Origin of the sequence: Streptomyces sp. HPF1205, assembly GCF_020400825.1 — a bacterium.
Taxonomy (GTDB): Bacteria; Actinomycetota; Actinomycetes; order Streptomycetales; family Streptomycetaceae; genus Actinacidiphila.
Genome location: NZ_JAINVH010000027.1, coordinates 53,045 through 71,764, shown reverse-complemented (window position 1 = coordinate 71,764; position 18,720 = coordinate 53,045). Strand labels below are relative to the sequence as shown.

The following is an 18,720-nucleotide window of genomic DNA, read 5'->3' as shown; positions in this document are numbered from 1 at the left end:
GTGACCACCACGCTCACCAAGACGCAACGATCGGAGACGGCCGCCCGCCGTAACCGCCGAAGTCCCTCCCGTCCGGCGGCCGGCCGGCGCAACTGGATTGCGGGCCTGGCCGGATGGATCTGGCTCGTCGTCGTCGCCGTACCCCTGTACTGGATCCTCATCACCAGCCTCAAGGCCCAGAGCCGCTACTACACGAGCAACCCGCTGGTGCCCTCCAGCGATCCCACGCTGGACAACTACCGGCTGGTCATCGACTCCGACTTCATCCGCTATTTCGTGAACAGCGTCGTGGTCACCGTCGGCGCTGTGGTGCCGGCGGTCGTCTTCTCCATCATGGCCGCTTACGCGATCGTACGCGGCTGGCGCATGCGGGGCCTGCGTGTGATCAACGGGCTGTTCCTCATGGGGTTGGCCATCCCGCTGCAGGCGACGGTGATCCCGGTCTATCTGATCATCATCAAACTGAAGTTGTACGACAGCCTGCTGGCGCTGATCCTTCCGTCGATCGCTTTCGCCATCCCGTTGTCCGTGCTGGTGCTCGCCAACTTCGTCCGCGACATACCCAAGGAACTGTTCGACTCGATGCGGGTCGACGGCGCCACCGAGTGGACGACGTTGTGGCGACTGGCGGCACCGCTCACCCGCCCGGCCATCCTCACCGTGACCATCTTCAACGGACTGACCATCTGGAACGGGTTCCTGCTGCCGCTGGTCCTCACCCAGAGCCCTGGCCGCCGGACCCTGCCGCTCGCGCTGTGGACCTTCCAGGGCCAGTACGGCGTCAACGTCCCTGCCGTTCTCGCGGCCGTCGTCCTGACCACGCTGCCCGTCCTGGTCCTGTACGCATTCGGTCGCCGTCAGCTGCTCAGCGGTCTGACCGCCGGATTCAGCCGGTGATCGGCACCGACGCCATCGCCAGTGGCGGGCCGGCACCACGGAGGGCATCCCCCTTCACGGCCCCCTGGTGCTGTCCGCGCCGCCCGTCCTGCTCGTCTACCTGTTCGCCCGTCGTGCCCAGGCCCAGGGCCTGACGGGTGTCGGAGGAGAAGTGAACACCAACGTGGCCGTTGAGACCACCCCCGAAATCCCCCCATGGAAGGACCTCACCCTTCCCGTCACCACCAGGGTCGACGCCCTGATCGGCGCGATGACCGTTCAGGAGAAGATCGCCCAGCTGTACGGCGTGTGGGTCGGCGCCTCCGACCAGGGCGGCGAAGTGGCCCCTCACCAGCACGAGATGGAGGAGGCCGTCGACCTCGAGGCGCTGCTGCCCACCGGACTCGGCCAGTTGACCCGCCCCTTCGGTACCGTCCCCGTCGACCCCGCGCTCGGTGCCCTCTCCCTGGCCCGCACCCAAGCTCGCATCGCCTCGGCCAACCGTTTTGGCATTGCCGCTCTCGCGCATGAAGAGTGCCTGGCCGGGTTCGCCGCCTGGGGGGCGACGGCCTATCCCGTTCCGTTGTCCTGGGGTGCCGCCTTCGACCCGGACGCGGTGCGGCGCATGGCCGCCGCCATAGGCCGCGACATGCGGTCCGTCGGCGTCCACCAGGGTCTCGCGCCCGTCCTCGACGTCGTACGCGACGCCCGCTGGGGCCGCGTGGAGGAGACCATCGGCGAGGACCCATACCTCGTCGGCACCATCGGGACGTCGTACGTGCAGGGCCTCGAGTCCGCCGGCATCGTCGCCACCGTCAAGCACTTCGCCGGCTACTCGGCCTCGCGTGCCGGTCGCAACCTCGCTCCCTCCTCCATGGGCCCGCGTGAACGTGCCGACGTCATGCTGCCTCCCTTCGAGATGGCCATCCGCGAGGGCGGCGCCCGCTCGGTGATGAACGCCTACACCGACACCGACGGCATGCCCTCCGCCGCTGACAAGGACCTGCTCACCGGGCTGCTGCGCGACACCTGGGGCTTCGACGGCACCGTGGTCGCCGACTACTTCGCCATCGCCTTCCTGAAGACCCTGCACGGCATCGCAGCGGACTGGGCCGAAGCCGCCGGCACCGCACTCGCGGCGGGAATCGACGTTGAACTGCCCAACGTCAAGACCTTCGGCACCCCCCTCGTGCAGGCCGTCACCGAGGGCCGCATACCAGAAGGGCTCATCAACCGTGCCTTGCGCCACGTCCTCGTCCAGAAGGCGGCGCTGGGCCTGCTCGACCCCGACTGGAGCCCGATGCCGGCCGCGCTCGACGGCGCGGACCTCGACGACCCGCAGGCGCTGCGCGGCACGGTCGACCTGGACCGGCCCGAGAACCGTCAACTGGCTCGCGAGATCGCCGAGAAGGCGATCGTCCTGCTCACCAACGACGGCACCTTGCCGCTCGCCGGGCCCCGCCGTATCGCCCTGATCGGTCCCAACGCGACCGAGCCCACGGCGGTGCTGGGCTGCTACTCCTTCCCTCAGCACATCGGCGTTCGCCACCCCGGCACCCCGGTCGGCATAGAGTTGCCCACGCTTCTCGACACTCTCGCCGTCGAGTTCCCCGACGCCGAGATCACGGTCGCCCGCGGCACTGGAATCGACGACGGAGACCTCTCCGGCATCCCCGAGGCCGCCCAGGCGGCACGCGGGGCCGACGTCGCTGTGGTGGTGCTCGGCGACCGCTCCGGGATGTTCGGGCGGGGCACGAGCGGGGAGGGCTGCGATGCCGAAGCACTGGTGCTGCCCGGTGGGCAGCCGCACCTCCTCGACACCCTGCTCGATCTGGACACACCCGTGGTCACGGTGCTGCTCGCGGGACGGCCGTATGCCCTCGGCCGCGCCGTGGAGGAGTCCGCCGCGATCGTGCAGTCCTTCTTCCCGGGGGAGGAGGGAACTCATGCGATCGCCGGGGTTCTCAGCGGCCGTGTCAATCCCTCCGGGCGCCTCCCGGTCAGTGTGCCGCGCGGCCCCGGCTCCCAGCCGACCACGTACCTCGGTGCGCGGCTCGCGCACGCCAGCGAGGTGTCCAGCGTCGACCCGACCCCGGCGTTCGCCTTCGGCCACGGTCTGTCCTATACGGAGTTCGGCTGGAGCGACCTGACCGTGGACACCCAGGAGGCCCCGACGGACGGAGACTTCACCCTCGCATTCACCGTGCGCAACAACGGCGAACGGTCCGGCACCGAGGTCGTTCAGCTCTATCTGCACGACCCGGTTGCCTCCGTCGTCCAGCCGGTGCAGCGCCTCGTCGGCTACACCCGCCTCGAGTTGGAGCCGGGCGAGGCCCGCCGCGTCCGTGTCACGGTCCCGGCCGACCTCGCATCCTTCACCGGCCACGACGGCCGGCGCGTCGTCGAACCGGGCCAACTGGAAATGCGGTTGGCAGCCTCCAGCGCGGATGCGCGCCTGACGGCCAGGGTCACGCTGACCGGAGCCGAGCGCCACCTGGACCACACGCGGCGCCTCCACGCCACGTTCAGGCAGGAGCCGGTTGCTCCAGCATGAGCCGGGTGTGCGCAGCGCACGTCGCAACAGCGGCCCCGCTGCCCCCGGCCCCGGCAGTAGGGGTGACACCCCCAGCGTGATCGCCGCAGGGTGTCGCCCCTACTGAGGGCCGTCCCCCTGAATGACACTCGTTTCCAGATGCCCGCCCGGAGTCATGCGGCTCACAGCACACCGCGCCGGGCGAGGTTGCGCAACAACGCTCGTACCCCGAACATCCACGGTGCGGCTTGCTCGCTGGGGATGACGGTGTTGACGAGAGCACCGAGACGCGGGCTGGAGATCCGCACGATGTCGCCGTACTCGTGGGTGAAGCCCGCGCCGGGTGCGTGTCGGTCCTCGGTGGGGGCGAACAGGGTGCCGGTGAACAGCACGAAGCCGTCCGGGTACTGATGGTGCGAACCGTGCGTGGCGGCCACCAGGTCCAGGACGTCGCGGCTGATCTCGCGCATGGAGCTGCTGCCGTGCAGAACGTAGCCGTCCATGCCGTCGATCCGCAGGTCGATGTCCAGCCCGCGTACGCTGTCGAGGTCGAAGCCGTCGTCGAGCAGGCGGACGAACGGGCCGATCGCGCATGAGGCGTTGTTGTCCTTGGCACGGGACAGCAGCAGCGCGCTGCGTCCCTCGATGTCGCGGAGATTGACGTCGTTGCCGAGCGTCGCGCCGCGTACCCGGCCGCGCGAGTCCACGACGAGGACGGCCTCGGGCTCGGGGTTGTTCCACACCGAGGCGCCGAGCACTCCGATGTCGGCTCCGGTGCCGACGGCGGACAGCACCGGGGCCTTGGTGAACACCTCCGGGTCCGGCCCGATGCCGACCTCCAGGTACTGCGACCAAAGTCCTTCGGCGACCAGCAGTTCCTTGGCCTTGCCGGCCTCCGGCGATCCGGGACGGATGCCGTCGAGCGCGCCGCCCACCACCTGCCCGACGCGCTCCCGCACCCGGGCGGCCTGCGCCGGATCGCCGCCCGTGCGCTCCTCGATGACGCGCTCCAGCAGACTCCGGGCGAAGGTGACACCCGCGGCCTTGATCACCTGCAGATCGATGGGGGCCAGCAGACGCGGAACGTCACGGCGGTTGGTGGGGGCTTGCAGCAGCTCGTCGAGGCTCCACGTGGATCCGCCCTCGGCCTCGCGGACAACCGTCGCCGCGTCGTCGCGTTCCAGCAGGTCGGAGACAGTGGGTGCGAGGGACGTCAGGTCGACGACCCGCTCGCCGCGAACCGCGGCCACACACGGCCCGTCCCACTGGGGGTCGTGGACGCGTGCGACAAGGGCGGCTCGGTCGGCGTCCTGCGGCAGGACGGACGCGGCGGTGAGGACAGGGCGAGGACGCGCTGCTGCTGATTCCATGATCGAGTCTCTCCTGGATTCGAGGGGCCCGGTCCCCGGAGCGGGCTCAGTGGGAGTCGCGGGGAACCTCGTGTCCACGGCTTCCGCGGAGGAAGCCGAAGTCGGCGCCCTTGTCGGCCTGTTCCACGTGCTGGACGTAGAGCCAGGCGTAGCCGCTGGTGTGGCTCTCGGCGGGTGCCTTCCACGCCTTCCGGCGCCGGGCGAGCTCGGCGTCGTCCACGTCCAGGTCCAGGGTGCGGTTCGGGACGTCGAGGACGACGTGGTCGCCGTCGCGCACCACAGCGAGGGGTCCGCCGACGGCGGCCTCGGGCGCCACGTGCAGTACGACGGTCCCGTATCCCGTGCCGCTCATCCGGCCGTCGCAGATGCGCACCATGTCCTTGATCCCGGCCTTCAGCAGCTTGGCGGGCAGCGGGACGTTGGAGACCTCGGGCATGCCGGGGTAGCCCTTGGGGCCGGCGTTGCGGATGACGATGACGGTGTTCTCGTCGACGTCGAGATCCGGGTCGTCGGCGACCGCGTGGTAGGCCTCGGGGGAGTCGAAGACCCGTGCGGGGCCGCGGTGGGTGAGCAGGTGCGGTGACGCGGCGGACTGCTTGATCACGGCGCCGTCGGGACACAGGTTGCCGCGCAGGACGGCGGTACCGGTGCCGGCCGGCTGGAAGGGGGCGTCGAGGCCGGTGATGACGTCGGTGTCGTAGTTCTCGGCGCTGCCGACGTTCTCGGCAACGCCGCGTCCTGTGACGGTGATCTGCTCGCCGTGCAGCAGCTCGCCGCGGAGCAGCTCGGCCATGACCGCGGGCAGCCCGCCCGCGTAACAGAAGTCCTCCATGAGGTACTTGCCGCTGGGCATCAGGTTGACCAGGGTCGGCACCGCGCGGGCCAGCTCGTCGAAGTCCCCGAGGTCCAGGTCGACGCCGACGCGTCCGGCGATGGCGGTGAGATGGATGATGGCGTTGGTGGAGCCGCCAATGGCCGCGTTGACCCGGATGGCGTTCTCGAACGCCTCCCGGGTCAGGATCCGCGAGGGGCGCAGCTCCTCCTCCACCATCCCCACGATGCGCTGCCCCGCCGACTGCGCGATCTCCATCCGCCGGGAGTCGACCGCGGGCCAGGCCGCCGAGCCGGGCAGCTGCATGCCGAGTGCCTCGGCCATGCAGGCCATCGTGGAGGCGGTGCCCATGGTCATGCAGTGGCCGTTGGAGCGCGCCATGCAGCCCTCGGCGAAGAAGCACTCCTCCTCGGTCATCCGGCCGGTCTTCAGGTCCTCCTCGAACTTCCACACATGGGTACCGGATCCCACGTCCTGGCCCCGGTACTTGCCGTTGAGCATCGGCCCGCCGGTGACCATGACGGCGGGCAGGTCGACGCTGGCGGCGCCCATGAGCATGGCGGGAGTGGTCTTGTCGCAGCCGGACAGGAGTACGACGCCGTCGAGCGGGTTGGCGCGGATCAGCTCCTCGACCTCCATGGCCATCAGGTTGCGGTACAGCATGGCGGTGGGGCGCATCAGGGTCTCGCCGGTGGCCATGGTGGGGAACTGGAGCGGGAAGCCCCCGGCCTGCCACACACCGCGCTTGACAGCTTCGGCGACGCGGGTCAGGTGGGCGTTGCACGGGGCGAGTTCGGAGGCGCTGGTCGCGATGCCGATGACGGGGCGGCCGTCGAACACGTCGTGCCCGAATCCCTGGTTGCGCATCCAGGAGCGGTACACCATCCCGCCGCGGCCACTCGCACCGAACCATGCCTGGCTGCGACGGCTCGTGTGGTTCCCGTCGGTCATGTAGGTACTCCTGTGGCTCTCGTGTCGGCTGGTTCGCGGTGGGGCGGTGTCGGGTGGTGACCCGCAGGCTGTAGCCTTGGGAGCAATCATTAAATGATTCGATGAATGGCGTCCAGGGGTGAGCACGGATCGTGGGGCATTTGCCGACCATGCATGAGCGCGTGGTCGACGAGCTCGGTCGCCGCATCGTGCGCGGGGTGTGGGAACCGGGGCGTCCACTGCCGGTGGAGGACCTGCTCGCGGCCGAGATCGGCGTCAGCCGGGGCGTGTTGCGGGAAGCGGTCAAGGCCCTGGTGGCCAAGGGGATGCTGCGGGTACGCCCGCGCACCGGCACGCGCGTCCTGCCCCCCGAGTACTGGAACCACCTGGACCGTGACGTCCTGCGCTGGAAGCAGGCCGAAGACGCCACGGCACTGCTGCGCGAGACGAGTGAACTGCGCCGGATCGTCGAGCCCGAGGCAGCCCGGCTCGCCGCCGGCCGGGCCGGCCCCGACGACCTACGAGCCCTGTACGACGCCGTGGCCGCCATGGAGGCCGCTGCGGCGGAACCCGGCCGCAGCGGCTACGTCGAGGCCGACATCGCCTTCCACCGGGCCTTGCTCGACGCCGGCGGCAATCGTCTGCTCGGCTCACTGGGCCGTGCCATCGGCATCGCCCTGGAGCACAGTTTCCTTGTCAGCACCCAGACCCCGGGCGCGGTGGAAGCCTCGCTGCCCGGCCACCGCGCCATTGTGGAAGCCGTGGCCGCCGGCGATCCCACGGCAGCGGCGGCCGCCGTACTGGCCATCATCCAAGCGGCCGAGAAGGAGATCGCCCAGTCACCCGGACTGCCGCGTGATGCCGTATGACCCGAAGCTTCCCAGGAGCGTCAGCGGCAAGCCGGAGATGGCTCGGGCCAGGGCCACCTGCCGCTCACGCCGGTCGGGAGACCGGTAGCCTTTCCGGCTCGGTAAGCGGCAGCAGGGGGATGCCCTCCGGCCGGTCCAGCGCGCGCCGCAGCGCCAGGGAAGCGGGATCGAGGCCGAGGGCGGTCTCCTGGTAGTACCCCCCCTCGAGAAACGAGCGCACCAGATCCGGCGTGACCGTCCCCGCGCGGGCGCCCGCGCATTCCGGAGCCAGGGAGAAGACGGCCAGCAGCAATCCGTACACGCGCCCGGAGCCGGGTCGCAGCGATGGCTGGAAGTAGGGGATGTCCAGGGCCCTGGCGCCGTGGCGGGCGTAGAAGCGCAGCCGCGCGGAGGGGTCGCCGTAGTCCGCGCTCGCCGAATGGGCCAGGGGGTGCTCGATCTCGGCGAATGTCGCACGGGGCCGGAGGCGCTTCTGCCAGGTGCCGGTGACCTCGCTGAACAGAAGCCCGCCGATTCCACCGCCCCGGCTGCCCGGCGGCACCGCGAGGTACGTCAGCAGGAGGGTGCGGGCCCCGGGCAGCCAATGGCCGATCGCCGCCCCGATCGCCGCCCCATCCGAGTCCACCGCGGCCGTGGCGAGCACGGTGCCGTCCGCCACGCCGGACCTCAGCCACTCGGCGGTCTCCAGCTCGTCCGGCGGGAAGGACGGGGCGAGGACATCCGTGTAGAGCGATTCCAGCAGCGGACCGTTGTCCTGCACATGGACGACGCGCATTGTCATCTCCACCTCGTCGCCTGGCCGACGGTGCCCCGATGGTATGCCTGAGGCGGGGTCGTCCCGGGGAGGGACCCCGCAGGCCCGGGCGGGAGCAGCCACCGACGGCACGTGTCATTCCGGGCCACCCGGGCCGCGCCGTTGGTGAGCACCGGCCGACCACCAGAAGAAGCCCCCGACGATCACCGAGAGCACCACGATGGCCGCGATGATGGCCAGCGAGCCCCGTTCTCCGAGGTCGTAGCCACCCTGGAGGATCTGACCGATCCCGGAGACCCCGATGGCGGCGATCACCGCGAGCAGAGTGTCCAACTTGGCCCGCTGGCGCTGCTGGACGCGTGCCTCCTCCGCGCTTTCCTGCTTCAGACGCTGGCGGGTGAGCTTGTCGATACTCAGCGCCAACCGCTCGTCGAGAACCTCGTCGACGGTCACCTCGAGCTCCCTGATCCGCCGCCCGAAGTCGGACCAGTCCAGCAGAAGGGCCAGCATCGACGCCGCAACCGGGGAGGCGACCAGCGACGGCGAGCGGATGAGGCCGACCGCGGACCGGGTCTCGATCGCGAAGTCGTGGAGACGCATCTTCTCCCGTTCCAGGTTGTCGGCGAGCTCGCGCAGGGCCTGGACGGTCATCCGGCGGGCCTCTTCAGGACCGGGCAGACGTTCCTGCAGCCGCTGAACGGTTTGGTAGTACCCGGCGAGCTCGCTCGACCAGCCCGCCAGGAGACCTTCGAGTGAAGCGACGAACTCGGCGACCGACTCCCGGGTGCCGGCGCCCCACATGGGTACGCCGAGCCCCGCCAGCAACGTGGTGTTGCTCGTGCACACCACCCATTCATCGGCGAGTACGCGCACGTCCCTGGCGAGGGCGTGATCGGGCGCGTACCGGATCCACTCCGCCATCGAGCCCACCATGAACGTGACCGGATTGGTCAGTACCTGTCCGCCCACGAGATCCGCGAGGTCGTGGGCGGCCTGGATCTCGTGTGCTTCGACACGCCCCTCGCAACGCCGTACCCGCGACGCGGCATTCACTGAGATGACCAGGCGGAACATTCCCGGGCGGGTGATGACCTGCACACCCGCCTCGGCTCCCCCCAGCCGCTCGCGCAGGTCCTCCGTGAGCCGGACCGCCAGATCCGACAGGCGGATCGGGCCGCGGTTCGTCCTGTCCGCCCCCTCGGCGACCGTGGCACCCACGCCCTCGAACGCGACTTCGGCGGTGCCGGATTCCGGTGCGGCGCGCAGGGTCATGGCGTAGATGTCGGCGGGTGAGGCTCCCGAGAGATCCGCTTCGAACCGCACGTAATGATTGCCGAGCAGAGACAGGCGCAATTGCGCGCGAACCGACTGGATCCTCTCGCCGTCGAGCCGTATCGCTACGTCCGGCAGCCCGACATGAGCGCCGTCATAACGACGGCCCAGCGAGTCGGAGCCGTCCCAGACGTCGTCGAGGTCGAGGGACTGGTGCACCTCCACGGGAAGCACGCCGCCCAGCCGCCAGCCCCCCGCCTCCCGCACCGCGGTCCGCACCACGTCGGAGGCCGTCATCCCCCGGATCGCGAACGGGTAGAGATAGGCGATCTTTCCGCGGTCCACCCTCAGCCAGCCCCTGTCAGCGGCGTCGGCCAGGGCGGTCAGGCTGAACCTGTGGGCCTGCAGGCAACTCCGTGCACGCTCGTCGCGCCCGAGTCCCGCCTCGGCCGCGGACAGGGCGGCGATGGCCGGGGCCAACGGCGTGCCCGACCGGAGGAAGCCCACCAGAGCGCCGGCGGCCGTGGCGACGGCCCTGTTGTAGGCCTCTCGGGCCCTGGCCAGCTCGATGACGTACGCGGTCAACCAGGGCATCGACGCCTCGACGCGCGCGGCCAGCTCCGCCGCCAGTGCGGCCTTGTCCGCGGCGGCGTCGGCGGCGCGTGCCAGCGCGCCGGGCACCGCGCACACCATCGCGTTCTCCGCCCGTATCTCCGCGTCCAGGCACTCGATCAACGCAAGGGCCGACGCCACCGCGGTCGCCTCGTCGTCGTCCGCCGGCATCGGATGGGCGGCGAAGTAGTCGACCGCCGCGCCCAACGTGTCCCACAGCAAGCCGAAGTGGTAGGAGACCTCCCACGTCTCCGCGACCTCGTAGCGCAGGTAGAGCAGCAGGCAAACGACACCACCGGGGGTGCCCAGGACCTTCGGCACCTGGACGGCCAGCTCTTCGGCCGCCTGCTCCCTCCTGCCGGCTCGCCGCCGCATCGAGGGCGCTCCAGCCCTCTCGTCCTCCGCGTTCCACCGCGGCAGACGCCACAGCCGTTCCGGCTCCACACCGCGCGCTGTCAACCATTCGCGCAGCGGCTGGGCCTCCCCCGTACTCAACGGTTCGAGTAAGTCCCCCATCACCGGGCCAGCGTATCCACTCGCACACGGTGTCCAGACCGTTTCCTCACCGATGTGGTGAGGCGCAGAAGGCGTTTGCGGCAGCGGACGACGGCGGCGAGGCCGGGGAAGGCCACGTAGTCGCGGGGCGCGTTCATGCCGGTGGTCGAGTCTGCGGTAGCCGGTCGGCCAGGACGCCGACAGGTGATGAACTCGGTGCGGGACCCGCCGCGGGTCAGGGCGGCGGCGCCGCCTCGCCCGGCGCGCACGGCTTCCTCGTACGCGGCGCGGGCCCGGTGCGGGGCGGCGCTGCGAGGGTGGGGCCGCGCGTCACCGCGGGGGCCCGTCCGCCGTCGGGGATGCGGGCGCGAGGGGGGTGCCGCGGTGGCCGGCGCGGTAGCGGCCCGGGGTCGTTCCCACGACGTGGGTGAACGCCGTGATGAAGCCGCTGGGGTTGGCCCAGCCGCAGGCGTGGGCGGTTCTGACCGTGTCGTGGCCCTCGGCGAGCAGCACGAGGGCGTGGTGGACGCGAAGCTGCGTACGCCACTCGTAGAAGGTCATGCCGAGTTCGTCGCGCAACAGCCGGCTGAGGGTGCGGGCGCCGGCTCCGGCTCTCTTGCCGAGCTCGGCCAGCGTGGCGTTGTCCGCGGGCGTCTCGTACAGCATCCGGGCGACGGCCCGCAGGCGGTCGTCGCGCGGCTCCGGCAGGTGCAGCGGCTGTTCCGGTGCTTCGCGCAGTTCGTCGACGAGGACTCGCAGGAGGCGAGCGCGCGCCGAGCGGCTGTAACCGGGCGTGCCGCCGTCGTGGGCGCGCGGGCCGGTCAGGGCGAGCAGCACCTCGCGGGCGAGGCCGGTGGCCAGGAACACGGCGGGACGGTCCGGTACGAGCCGGGCGAGGGACGGGGTGAGGAAGACGATCCGCATGTCGGTGTCGCCGTGGGCGCGGTGGACGTGCGTGAACCCGGCGGGCGTCCAGGCGACCCTGTTGGCGGGAACGATCGACGTGCCGCGTTCGGTGTGGACCACCAGGACGCCGCCGGCCGCGTAGACCAGGTGACCCCGCGTGTGCGACTGCGCCTCGCTCGTCCCGCCGGACGGCCACAGGTGGCGCCCGCCGGACGGCCACATGTGCGACGTCGGTCCGGCGGTTGCGCGAGGTTGGCGGCGAACGGGCATCACGTGGCATTTTACCGGTGGCGAGCCATGCCCCGACCCGATGACACTGCCTCCATGCGGCGTGGTCCCCGCCTCGCGCGAAGCGCCCGGCGGGACCGCATGAGCCGGGGCGGCGTGCCCCGGTGCCGCGGCCCCGAGAAGGAGAAGCTCATGGCGACGTTCGTCCTCGTACCCGGCGGTTGGCACGGCTCCTGGTCCTTCGAGGCGGTGGTTCCGCTGCTGGAGCGTGCCGGCCACGCCGTTCACGCGCTGACCCTGACGGGCCTGCGGCCGGACGACGACGCCGCGACGGTCGCGACCGCCAACCTCGACACGCACGCCGAGGACGTGCTGCGGCTTCTCGACCGCGCCCGCCTCACCTCGGTGACGCTGGTCGGCCACAGTTACGGCGGGATGGTGATCGCCGCCGCCGCCGATCGCGCCGGCGGCCGTATCTCGCGGCTGGTGCATCTCGACGCCTACGTACCGCGCGACGGCGAGTCGTGCTGGTCGTCGACGACCGAGCGCTACCGGCAGGTCTTCGCCGCCGGCGCCGCGGCCGACGGCTACGCGGTCGGACCGCCGGACGGCGGTGATCCCCGCCGCCGTCCCCACCCCCTCGCCTCGTTCCTCCAGGCGGTCCGCCTCACCGGTGCGGCCGCCCGGGTCCCCCGCCGGGAGTTCGTCTACTGCTCGGGGTGGGAGGACCGGACGCCGTTCGCCGAGCTGCGCACCCGGCTCATGGCCGATCCCGGATGGCGGGTCCACGACCTTCCCACCGGCCACGACGCGATGCACGAGGCCCCGGAGTCGGTCGCCGCGCTCCTGCTGGGCGAATAGGCTCCCGCCGAGCCCCGCGATGAAGGCAACGCTGCCGCCCGTCACGTGAGTTGGTAGCTTGACTCGCCGGAGCGGCGGGAGGGGACGCGTGGCGGGGTGGGGCGAGGGCGAGTGGCTCGCCGGGCGGTACCGGCTGGAGCGGCGGATCAGCCAGGGCGGCATGGGCCGGGTGTGGCAGGCCTACGACAAGGAGCTCCACCGCGCCGTCGCCGTCAAGGAGTTGCTGCTGCCGCCGGGCGCCGACGAGGAACTGCGGCAGGTGCTGGTGCGGCGGATCCGGCGCGAGGCGCGGGCCGCCGCCGCGCTGCGCCACCCGGGCCTGGTGGGGGTGCACGACATCACCACCGACGGCAGCGGCGTGCCCGCCGTCGTCATGGAACTGGTCGAAGGCACCCCCCTGGACCGGCTCGCACGGCGCGACGGGCGGCTGAGCCCGCCTCTGGTCTCGGACATCGCCCGCCAGGTGCTGGCGGCGCTGGCCGCGGCCCACGCCGCCGGGGTGGTGCACCGCGACGTCAAACCGGGCAACGTCCTCTGGGACGGCGGGCGGGCGGTCGTGGTCGACTTCGGCATCGCCGCGCTGACGGACGCCCGAGTGACCGCGCTGACGCACTCCGGCGCCGTGGTCGGCACCCAGCCGTACATGGCGCCCGAGGTGTTCGCGGGCAGGCCCGTCACCCCGGCGGTCGACCTGTGGGCGCTCGGCGTCACGCTGTACGAACTGGTCGAAGGGCAGCGGCCGTTCCGGGCCGGGAACCCGGAAGCCCTCATGCGGGCCATCCTCGACGCTCCGATGCCGCCTCCGGCGCACGCCGGTCCTTTGACGCCGCTGCTCTCGGCACTGCTCGGCAAGGACCCGGCCGCGCGTCCGACCGCGGCGGCCGCGGCCGGGATGCTGCCCCCGCCGATGCCGGGTGCGCCTCCGGTGGTTGCGTCCCCGGCCGCGGCCGGGGAGCCGCCGACCGTGCCTCTGGGCGCGAGGCCCGGTTCCGCCCCGCCGCCCGGACGCGGGTCCGGACGCGGGGCCGGACGCGATTCCGGACGCGGGTTCGTACGGGGACGCCGCGCCGTCATCGCGGCGGTCGCCGGCGTCCTCCTGGCCGGGGGCGCGGTCGCCGCCGTACTGCTGCCGAACCACCACTCAGCGGGGCCCAACAAGATCGTCGCGGCTTTCGCGGCGGACGGCACGACGACATCGAGCGAGATCTTCACCACGGCCCAGCACCACGAGGGCGTACTCGCCCGGGACGACGTCGGTGGCGGCCTCACGCTGTTCTGCGCCCGAGGTGACGTGGCCGAGCAGGTGGCCGACGACCTGCGCAAGGGCGCCTCGGGGGCACAACCCACCGTGAGGAACGTCCGTGTCATGGACGCGAGGCACTACCCCGCGGGTTTTCCCCCGGCTCTGGCGGCGCGGTTCAAGGCGTGCGCCGACGCCGGGAAATGACCGTGCCGTGAGAAGTGGGACCGCCGTGAGGCCGTGGCCTGTGCCGTGAGGCGCACGGGGCGTCCCCCGCAGCGGGGCGCCGCCCACGCCGCGGGGCAGGGCGGTGGCGGGGCCGCGCGGACGGCCGGTGAACGCCGGGGTGCGCCGGGAATCGCCGGGAATCGCCTGGGATCGCTGTGGATGGCGTTCGGCCGTCGGACCGGCCAGGCGGCCCACCGGCGCCATCGGCCCGGCGGCCCACCGGCGTCATCCGTCCGACAAGCGGAGCGCAGCCCTCCGGATGCGCCCAAGCGCCGCTTTAGCGCCGGGGCGGATGCTCCTCCCGACATGGGTACGTGAACCACGCGCGGGATGTGAGGGGGGATCGCGGTTGTCGTACTCCGGCACGTTCACCGACCTCGTCCGGGCGCGCTGCGCCGAGTTCGCGGACGACGAGGTCCACCTCCAGCTGCGCGAGACCCCGGAGGGCACCGCGGCCGACCGGCTCACGTACGGCGAACTGGACCGGGCGGCGCGCCGCGTCGCGCGGGCGCTGCGGGCGCACGGGGTCGAGGGGCGGCCCGTCCTGCTCGCGTTCCCCGGCAGCCTGGAGTTCCTGAAGGCGTTCGCCGGGTGTCTGTACGCCGGGGCGGTCGCCGTGCCGGCCCCGCTGCCCGAGGGGAACGCGCGCGGGCGGCTCGGACGCGCCACCGGCATCCTGCGCGACAGCGGGGCACGCGTCGTGCTCACCGACCGGGCGGGCGCGCCGGACGTCGCCCGGTGGCTGGCGACCGAGGGGTTCGACGACGTGCTGTGCGTCGCCACCGACGCCCTGCGCGAGAACGACAGCTCCGACGACGCCGGCGGCGGCGAGCCCTTCCGCCCGCCCGCGACCCGTCCCGAGGATCCGGCCCTCCTGCAGTACACCTCCGGCTCGGTGACCGAGCCGCGCGGAGTCATGGTCAGCCACCGCAACCTGACGGCCAACCACGCCGCGCTGCAGCGGGTGCTCGGCACCACCGCCGCCGACCGGTTCGGCGGCTGGCTGCCGCTCCACCACGACATGGGCCTGGCGCACCTGCTGCACCCGCTCTGGCTGGGCAGCGCCTCGGTGCTGCTCGCCCCGGCCGCGTTCCTCCACCGGCCGCTGCGCTGGCTGGAGGCCGTCGAGCGGTACCGCGTGACCGTCGGCGGCGGCCCCGACTTCTGCTACGACCTGGCGCTGCGGCGCGTCACCGACCGGGAGGTCCGCGGCCTGGACCTGTCCCGGTGGCGGCTGGCGCTCAACGGCGCGGAACCGGTGCGCGCCGAGACCCTCGACGCGTTCGCCCGGCGCTTCGCCGCCGCCGGCCTGCGCCCGGAGGCCCTGTACCCGTGCTACGGGCTCGCCGAGGCCACCCTCGTCGTGTCCGGCGGCGCCGCCGGGCACCCGTACCGGCGGCGCGCGGTCGACGCCGACGCGCTCGCCCGGGACGTGCTCGCGCCCGCCGAGCCCGGCCGGGAGAGCACGGTCCTCGTCAGCAGCGGCCGGCCCGTCGGCGTGGACCTGCGGGTGGTCGACCCGGCGACCGGCCGTGAGGTGCCCGAGGGGACCGTGGGCGAGATCTGGCTGCGCGGCGAGAGCGTGGCCGCCGGGTACCACGGGAAGCCGGCGGAGACCAAGGCCGCGTTCCGGGCCGTACTGGAGGGCGGGGAGGGCGGGTTCCTGCGCACCGGCGACCTCGGCGCACTGGAGGACGGGCAGCTCTACGTCACCGGCCGGCTGAAGGAACTCGTCATCGTCGCCGGGCGGAACATCTACCCGCAGGACGTGGAGCACGCCGCCCGGGCGGCGCACCCCGCGCTCGCCGGGCGGCCCGGCGCCGCGTTCTCCGTCCCGGCCGGCCGCGAGCGGCTCGTCCTCGTCCAGGAAGTCAGGGCCGGGCAGTCCGGCCCTGACGGTCTCGGCGAACTGGCCGAGCTGATCCGGCGGGCGATCCGCGAGGAATTCGGCGTGCCCGCCGCCAACGTGCTGCTGGTGCGGTCCGGAACCGTGCGCCGCACCACCAGCGGAAAGGTGCGGCGCACCTTCATGCGCGCCGAGTTCCTCGCCGGGCGGGTGTACGGGGAGTACGAGGCGCTGGACCCGGACGTGCGGGCCCTGCAACGGCCCGGCGACGCCCTGCTGGGCCGCGACCTGCTCGACTCCGCCGCGCCCGGCGGCGTGTCGTGAGCCGGCTCCCGAAGCGCGGCCGGGCACGGACGCGGAGCAGCGCGCCGCGGGGCAACGGGCCGGGGCGCAACGGGCCGCGTGGCGACGGGCCGGGGAGACACCGGCCGCGGAGCCACGGGCCGCGGCGCGGCGGCCTCGACAGAAGGAAGCCGACATGACCGTCCCCGCCGCCCCCGTCCCAGGGCTGCGACTCGGTCCGCCCGTCGAGGTCGGGGCGGACGCCACCGCGTGCGACCGGGCGCGGGCCGACCTCAGCGAACGCGGCACCGCCCTGCTGTACGCCGACCGCAGGGACCTGCGGCCGCCGCCCGGCACCGGCGAGGACCTGCGCGGGCTGCTGGGCCGGGACTGGCCGCGCTACCTGGATCTCGCGGGCGCCGAGGTGCGCGACCGGTACGCCGTCTCCCGGCTGCTGGCCGGATCCGTCGCGCGGGTGCTGCGCGGCGACCCGGACGCCCTGGAGATCGCCTACGGGCCCACCGGGCGCCCGTACCTGCGCGGTTACGGACACATCGACATCAGCCTCAGCCGCGCCGGTGAACTGCTCGTGGTGGGGCTGACCACGCAGGGCCTGATCGGCGTGGACGCCGAGCACACCGGCCGGGAGCTGTACGGCAGCGAGCTCGGCCGGCGGGTGTGCACCGCGTACGAGACGATCACCCTGGCCGCGCTGCCGGAGGAGCAGCGCAATCCGCGGCTGGTGCGCCTGCTCACGCTGAAGGCGGCCTACAGCAAGGCGATCGGGCAGGGCACGCGGCTGCCGTTCACCGAGTTCGGCTTCGGCCCCGACGGCAGGCCCATGCGGGCGCGGCGGCCCGACGGCAGCCCCGGGTCCGGCGACGAGTGGACCTTCCGCACGTTCCCGCTGACCGGCGGCCACTGCGTGAGCGTGGCCGTCTACGACGCCGGGGACGTCCCGCCGGGCGGCACGGGTCCCGCGGCCCCGCTCGGGGCGGACCGCGGGGAAGGAGCGGAGGGGCCGGATGACACACCGCACGGGCCGTGATCGTCAGGGCCCCCGGTCGGGATCGGCGTCCGGATCGAGGCCCTGATGGCGCCGCTGCGACATCGCCGCGTTCCAGCCGGCCTGGAAGCGGCTGGTGGCCTCCAGTTCCTCGGTGATCTCCGATATGTGCCGGCGGCAGGTGCGTACCGACATGCCCAGGCGCCGGGCGACCATCTCGTCCTTGTAGCCCTTCGCCATCAGCCGCAGGATCGACTGTTTGACGTCGTCGCCGATGGTCGGTGCCTTGGAGGTGTCCGGCACGAACGGCGTGGCGCCGTCCCACAGATGCTCGAAGACGTTGCACACGAACGCCACCAGGGTGGGCTCGCGCACCACGATCGCGCCTCCGATCGCCGGACCGTCCCGGTCCTCCGGGTCCGCCGCGTGGTGCGAGGGCAGGAACACCGTCTCCCGGTCGTAGATGAGTATCCGGTCGATGACCTGGTCGGCGGTGCGCACCTGGGCGCCGGCCGCCGTGACGTCCCGCACGTACGCGCGCGTGGCGAGGTCGCTGCGGGCCGTGTGCTGGTAGACGGTGCGGACCTCGACACCGCGTTCGCGCATCCGCAGGGCCGACCGGCGGGCGGCCGCCAGGGCGTCGCGCGGGCGGGAGCCGCCCGGGGCGACGGAGTCCATCGCGTGCCGGCAGCGGGAGCTGAAGTGGTCGAGCATGGACTGCACCGTGTCGCGGTCGGTGATGACGTCGAACGCCTCCAGTCGGTTGCGCAGCCGGCGGCCCTCGAAATAGACAGGTGTCAGCGACATCAGCCGCCCGCGCACATCGGTGACCGCGTGTTGCAGGTCGCGGATCTGGGTTTCGGCGGAGCTGACCAGATCCGTGGTGGCGACATCGGGCGCGACCGGGACGAGCATGTCGGGATCACCCGGCATCGGCTGCAACAAGCGCAACAGGAGCAACACCCTTTCGGCGCGGTCGATCTCGGCCGGGGCGAGGTCGAGGCTCAGGGCTATCTCCTTTTTCAGGAAGCGCCCCAGTTCCACGGCCTGCCCATAAGCCGCGGCGCTGACGTCGTCGAGCTCCTCGAATTCCGAGGTTGAGTGCTTCATTCCCGGCTACCGGAAGAGTCTGGGCCGCGGGCGGAGTAGTTGCCGTGCAACTTGGAGACACCGCGCTGCCCTTGGGTTGGGCTCCGCTGAGTCGAGAGGCTGTTCCCGACGGCGGGAGGGACCGACGACGGGGACCCGGGTGACCGGGTTAATCGCGATCCTTCCGGTTCTGTTCAGACAAATCCGACCTGCAGGGGGAAAAATGCATGTCACATCCAGCATGATCAATAGCGTGGCTCGCGGCGCGGCTTCCGGCGCGGTACTTGGTTTCTTGTTTACTCTCGTCCTCCTGCTCGGGCACCAGGTCCGGGCGGACCACGTCGCGGGCCGGCCGGACGCGGTTGTCGCCGGCCCGATCATCCTGCAGCCCAACGGCGACGACCAGTGGGTCTGATCCGCAATACGTCCCCGGCGGCTGCGGGCTGACCTCCCGCATTGTCGTGACTGTCGCAGGCGTCTTCCCGCCCACC

The 18,720-nt window shown here is 72.2% G+C and carries 13 protein-coding genes and 1 pseudogene; 8 read left to right on the top strand and 6 right to left on the bottom strand.

All coding sequences use genetic code 11. The features are described from left to right. Both K7G61_RS26150 and K7G61_RS26145 read left to right on the top strand, forming a co-directional pair. On the top strand, nt 1-897 hold the full coding sequence (locus K7G61_RS26150) for a carbohydrate ABC transporter permease (RefSeq protein ID WP_225849440.1): 897 nt from the start codon (nt 1-3) through the stop codon (nt 895-897). 151 nt (nt 898-1,048) lie between these two features. Continuing rightward, a complete protein-coding gene (locus tag K7G61_RS26145) occupies nt 1,049-3,430 on the top strand; it encodes a glycoside hydrolase family 3 N-terminal domain-containing protein (protein WP_225849479.1) in 2,382 nt (793 codons plus the stop codon). A 161-nt stretch (nt 3,431-3,591) separates the two neighbouring features. On the opposite strand, the gene K7G61_RS26140 is transcribed toward K7G61_RS26145, so the two are convergent. Beyond that, nucleotides 3,592-4,779, bottom strand: coding sequence for a fumarylacetoacetate hydrolase family protein (locus K7G61_RS26140; protein WP_225849439.1), 1,188 nt, complete (start codon nt 4,777-4,779; stop codon nt 3,592-3,594). Nucleotides 4,780-4,825: 46 nt separating this feature from the next. Beyond that, nucleotides 4,826-6,562: an IlvD/Edd family dehydratase gene (locus K7G61_RS26135; RefSeq protein ID WP_225849438.1), complete on the bottom strand. Its 1,737-nt coding sequence runs from the start codon at nt 6,560-6,562 to the stop codon at nt 4,826-4,828. 105 nt (nt 6,563-6,667) lie between these two features. On the opposite strand from K7G61_RS26135, the pseudogene K7G61_RS26130 reads away from it, so the two are divergent. Next, nucleotides 6,668-7,410 (top strand): annotated as a pseudogene (locus K7G61_RS26130) (FadR/GntR family transcriptional regulator). 64 nt (nt 7,411-7,474) lie between these two features. Here K7G61_RS26130 and K7G61_RS26125 read toward each other — a convergent pair. The 3 genes from K7G61_RS26125 to K7G61_RS26115 form a co-directional block, all read right to left on the bottom strand. Further along, on the bottom strand, nt 7,475-8,185 hold the full coding sequence (locus tag K7G61_RS26125) for an N-acetyltransferase (protein WP_225849437.1): 711 nt from the start codon (nt 8,183-8,185) through the stop codon (nt 7,475-7,477). Nucleotides 8,186-8,299: 114 nt separating this feature from the next. Continuing rightward, nucleotides 8,300-10,564: a hypothetical protein gene (locus tag K7G61_RS26120; protein WP_225849436.1), complete on the bottom strand. Its 2,265-nt coding sequence runs from the start codon at nt 10,562-10,564 to the stop codon at nt 8,300-8,302. Nucleotides 10,565-10,873: 309 nt separating this feature from the next. Next, the gene (locus K7G61_RS26115; RefSeq protein ID WP_225849477.1) at nt 10,874-11,671 is read right to left on the bottom strand and encodes an AraC family transcriptional regulator; all 798 of its coding nucleotides are present in this window, start codon (nt 11,669-11,671) and stop codon (nt 10,874-10,876) included. 198 nt (nt 11,672-11,869) lie between these two features. On the opposite strand from K7G61_RS26115, the gene K7G61_RS26110 reads away from it, so the two are divergent. The 4 genes from K7G61_RS26110 (at nt 11,870) to K7G61_RS26095 (ending at nt 17,182) form a co-directional block, all read left to right on the top strand. After that, entirely contained in the window at nt 11,870-12,538 is a 669-nt protein-coding gene (locus tag K7G61_RS26110; protein WP_225849435.1) for an alpha/beta fold hydrolase, read from the top strand. An 88-nt stretch (nt 12,539-12,626) separates the two neighbouring features. Then, nucleotides 12,627-13,985 (top strand): serine/threonine-protein kinase, encoded by a 1,359-nt coding sequence (locus K7G61_RS26105; RefSeq protein WP_225849434.1) that lies wholly within the window; start codon nt 12,627-12,629, stop codon nt 13,983-13,985. A gap of 370 nt (nt 13,986-14,355) precedes the next feature. Further along, nucleotides 14,356-16,176, top strand: a complete 1,821-nt coding sequence (locus K7G61_RS26100) for a fatty acyl-AMP ligase (protein WP_225849433.1) — start codon at nt 14,356-14,358, stop codon at nt 16,174-16,176. Between the two features lie 154 nt (nt 16,177-16,330). Beyond that, on the top strand, nt 16,331-17,182 hold the full coding sequence (locus K7G61_RS26095; protein ID WP_225849432.1) for a 4'-phosphopantetheinyl transferase superfamily protein: 852 nt from the start codon (nt 16,331-16,333) through the stop codon (nt 17,180-17,182). A gap of 3 nt (nt 17,183-17,185) precedes the next feature. Here K7G61_RS26095 and K7G61_RS26090 read toward each other — a convergent pair whose 3' ends face one another. After that, complete coding sequence (locus K7G61_RS26090; RefSeq protein WP_225849431.1) at nt 17,186-18,250, bottom strand: helix-turn-helix transcriptional regulator; 1,065 nt, start codon at nt 18,248-18,250, stop codon at nt 17,186-17,188. Nucleotides 18,251-18,521: 271 nt separating this feature from the next. Here K7G61_RS26090 and K7G61_RS36615 point away from each other — a divergent pair, with 271 nt between their 5' ends. Then, nucleotides 18,522-18,644 (top strand): hypothetical protein, encoded by a 123-nt coding sequence (locus K7G61_RS36615; protein WP_263984876.1) that lies wholly within the window; start codon nt 18,522-18,524, stop codon nt 18,642-18,644. Nucleotides 18,645-18,720: the final 76 nt, after the last annotated feature.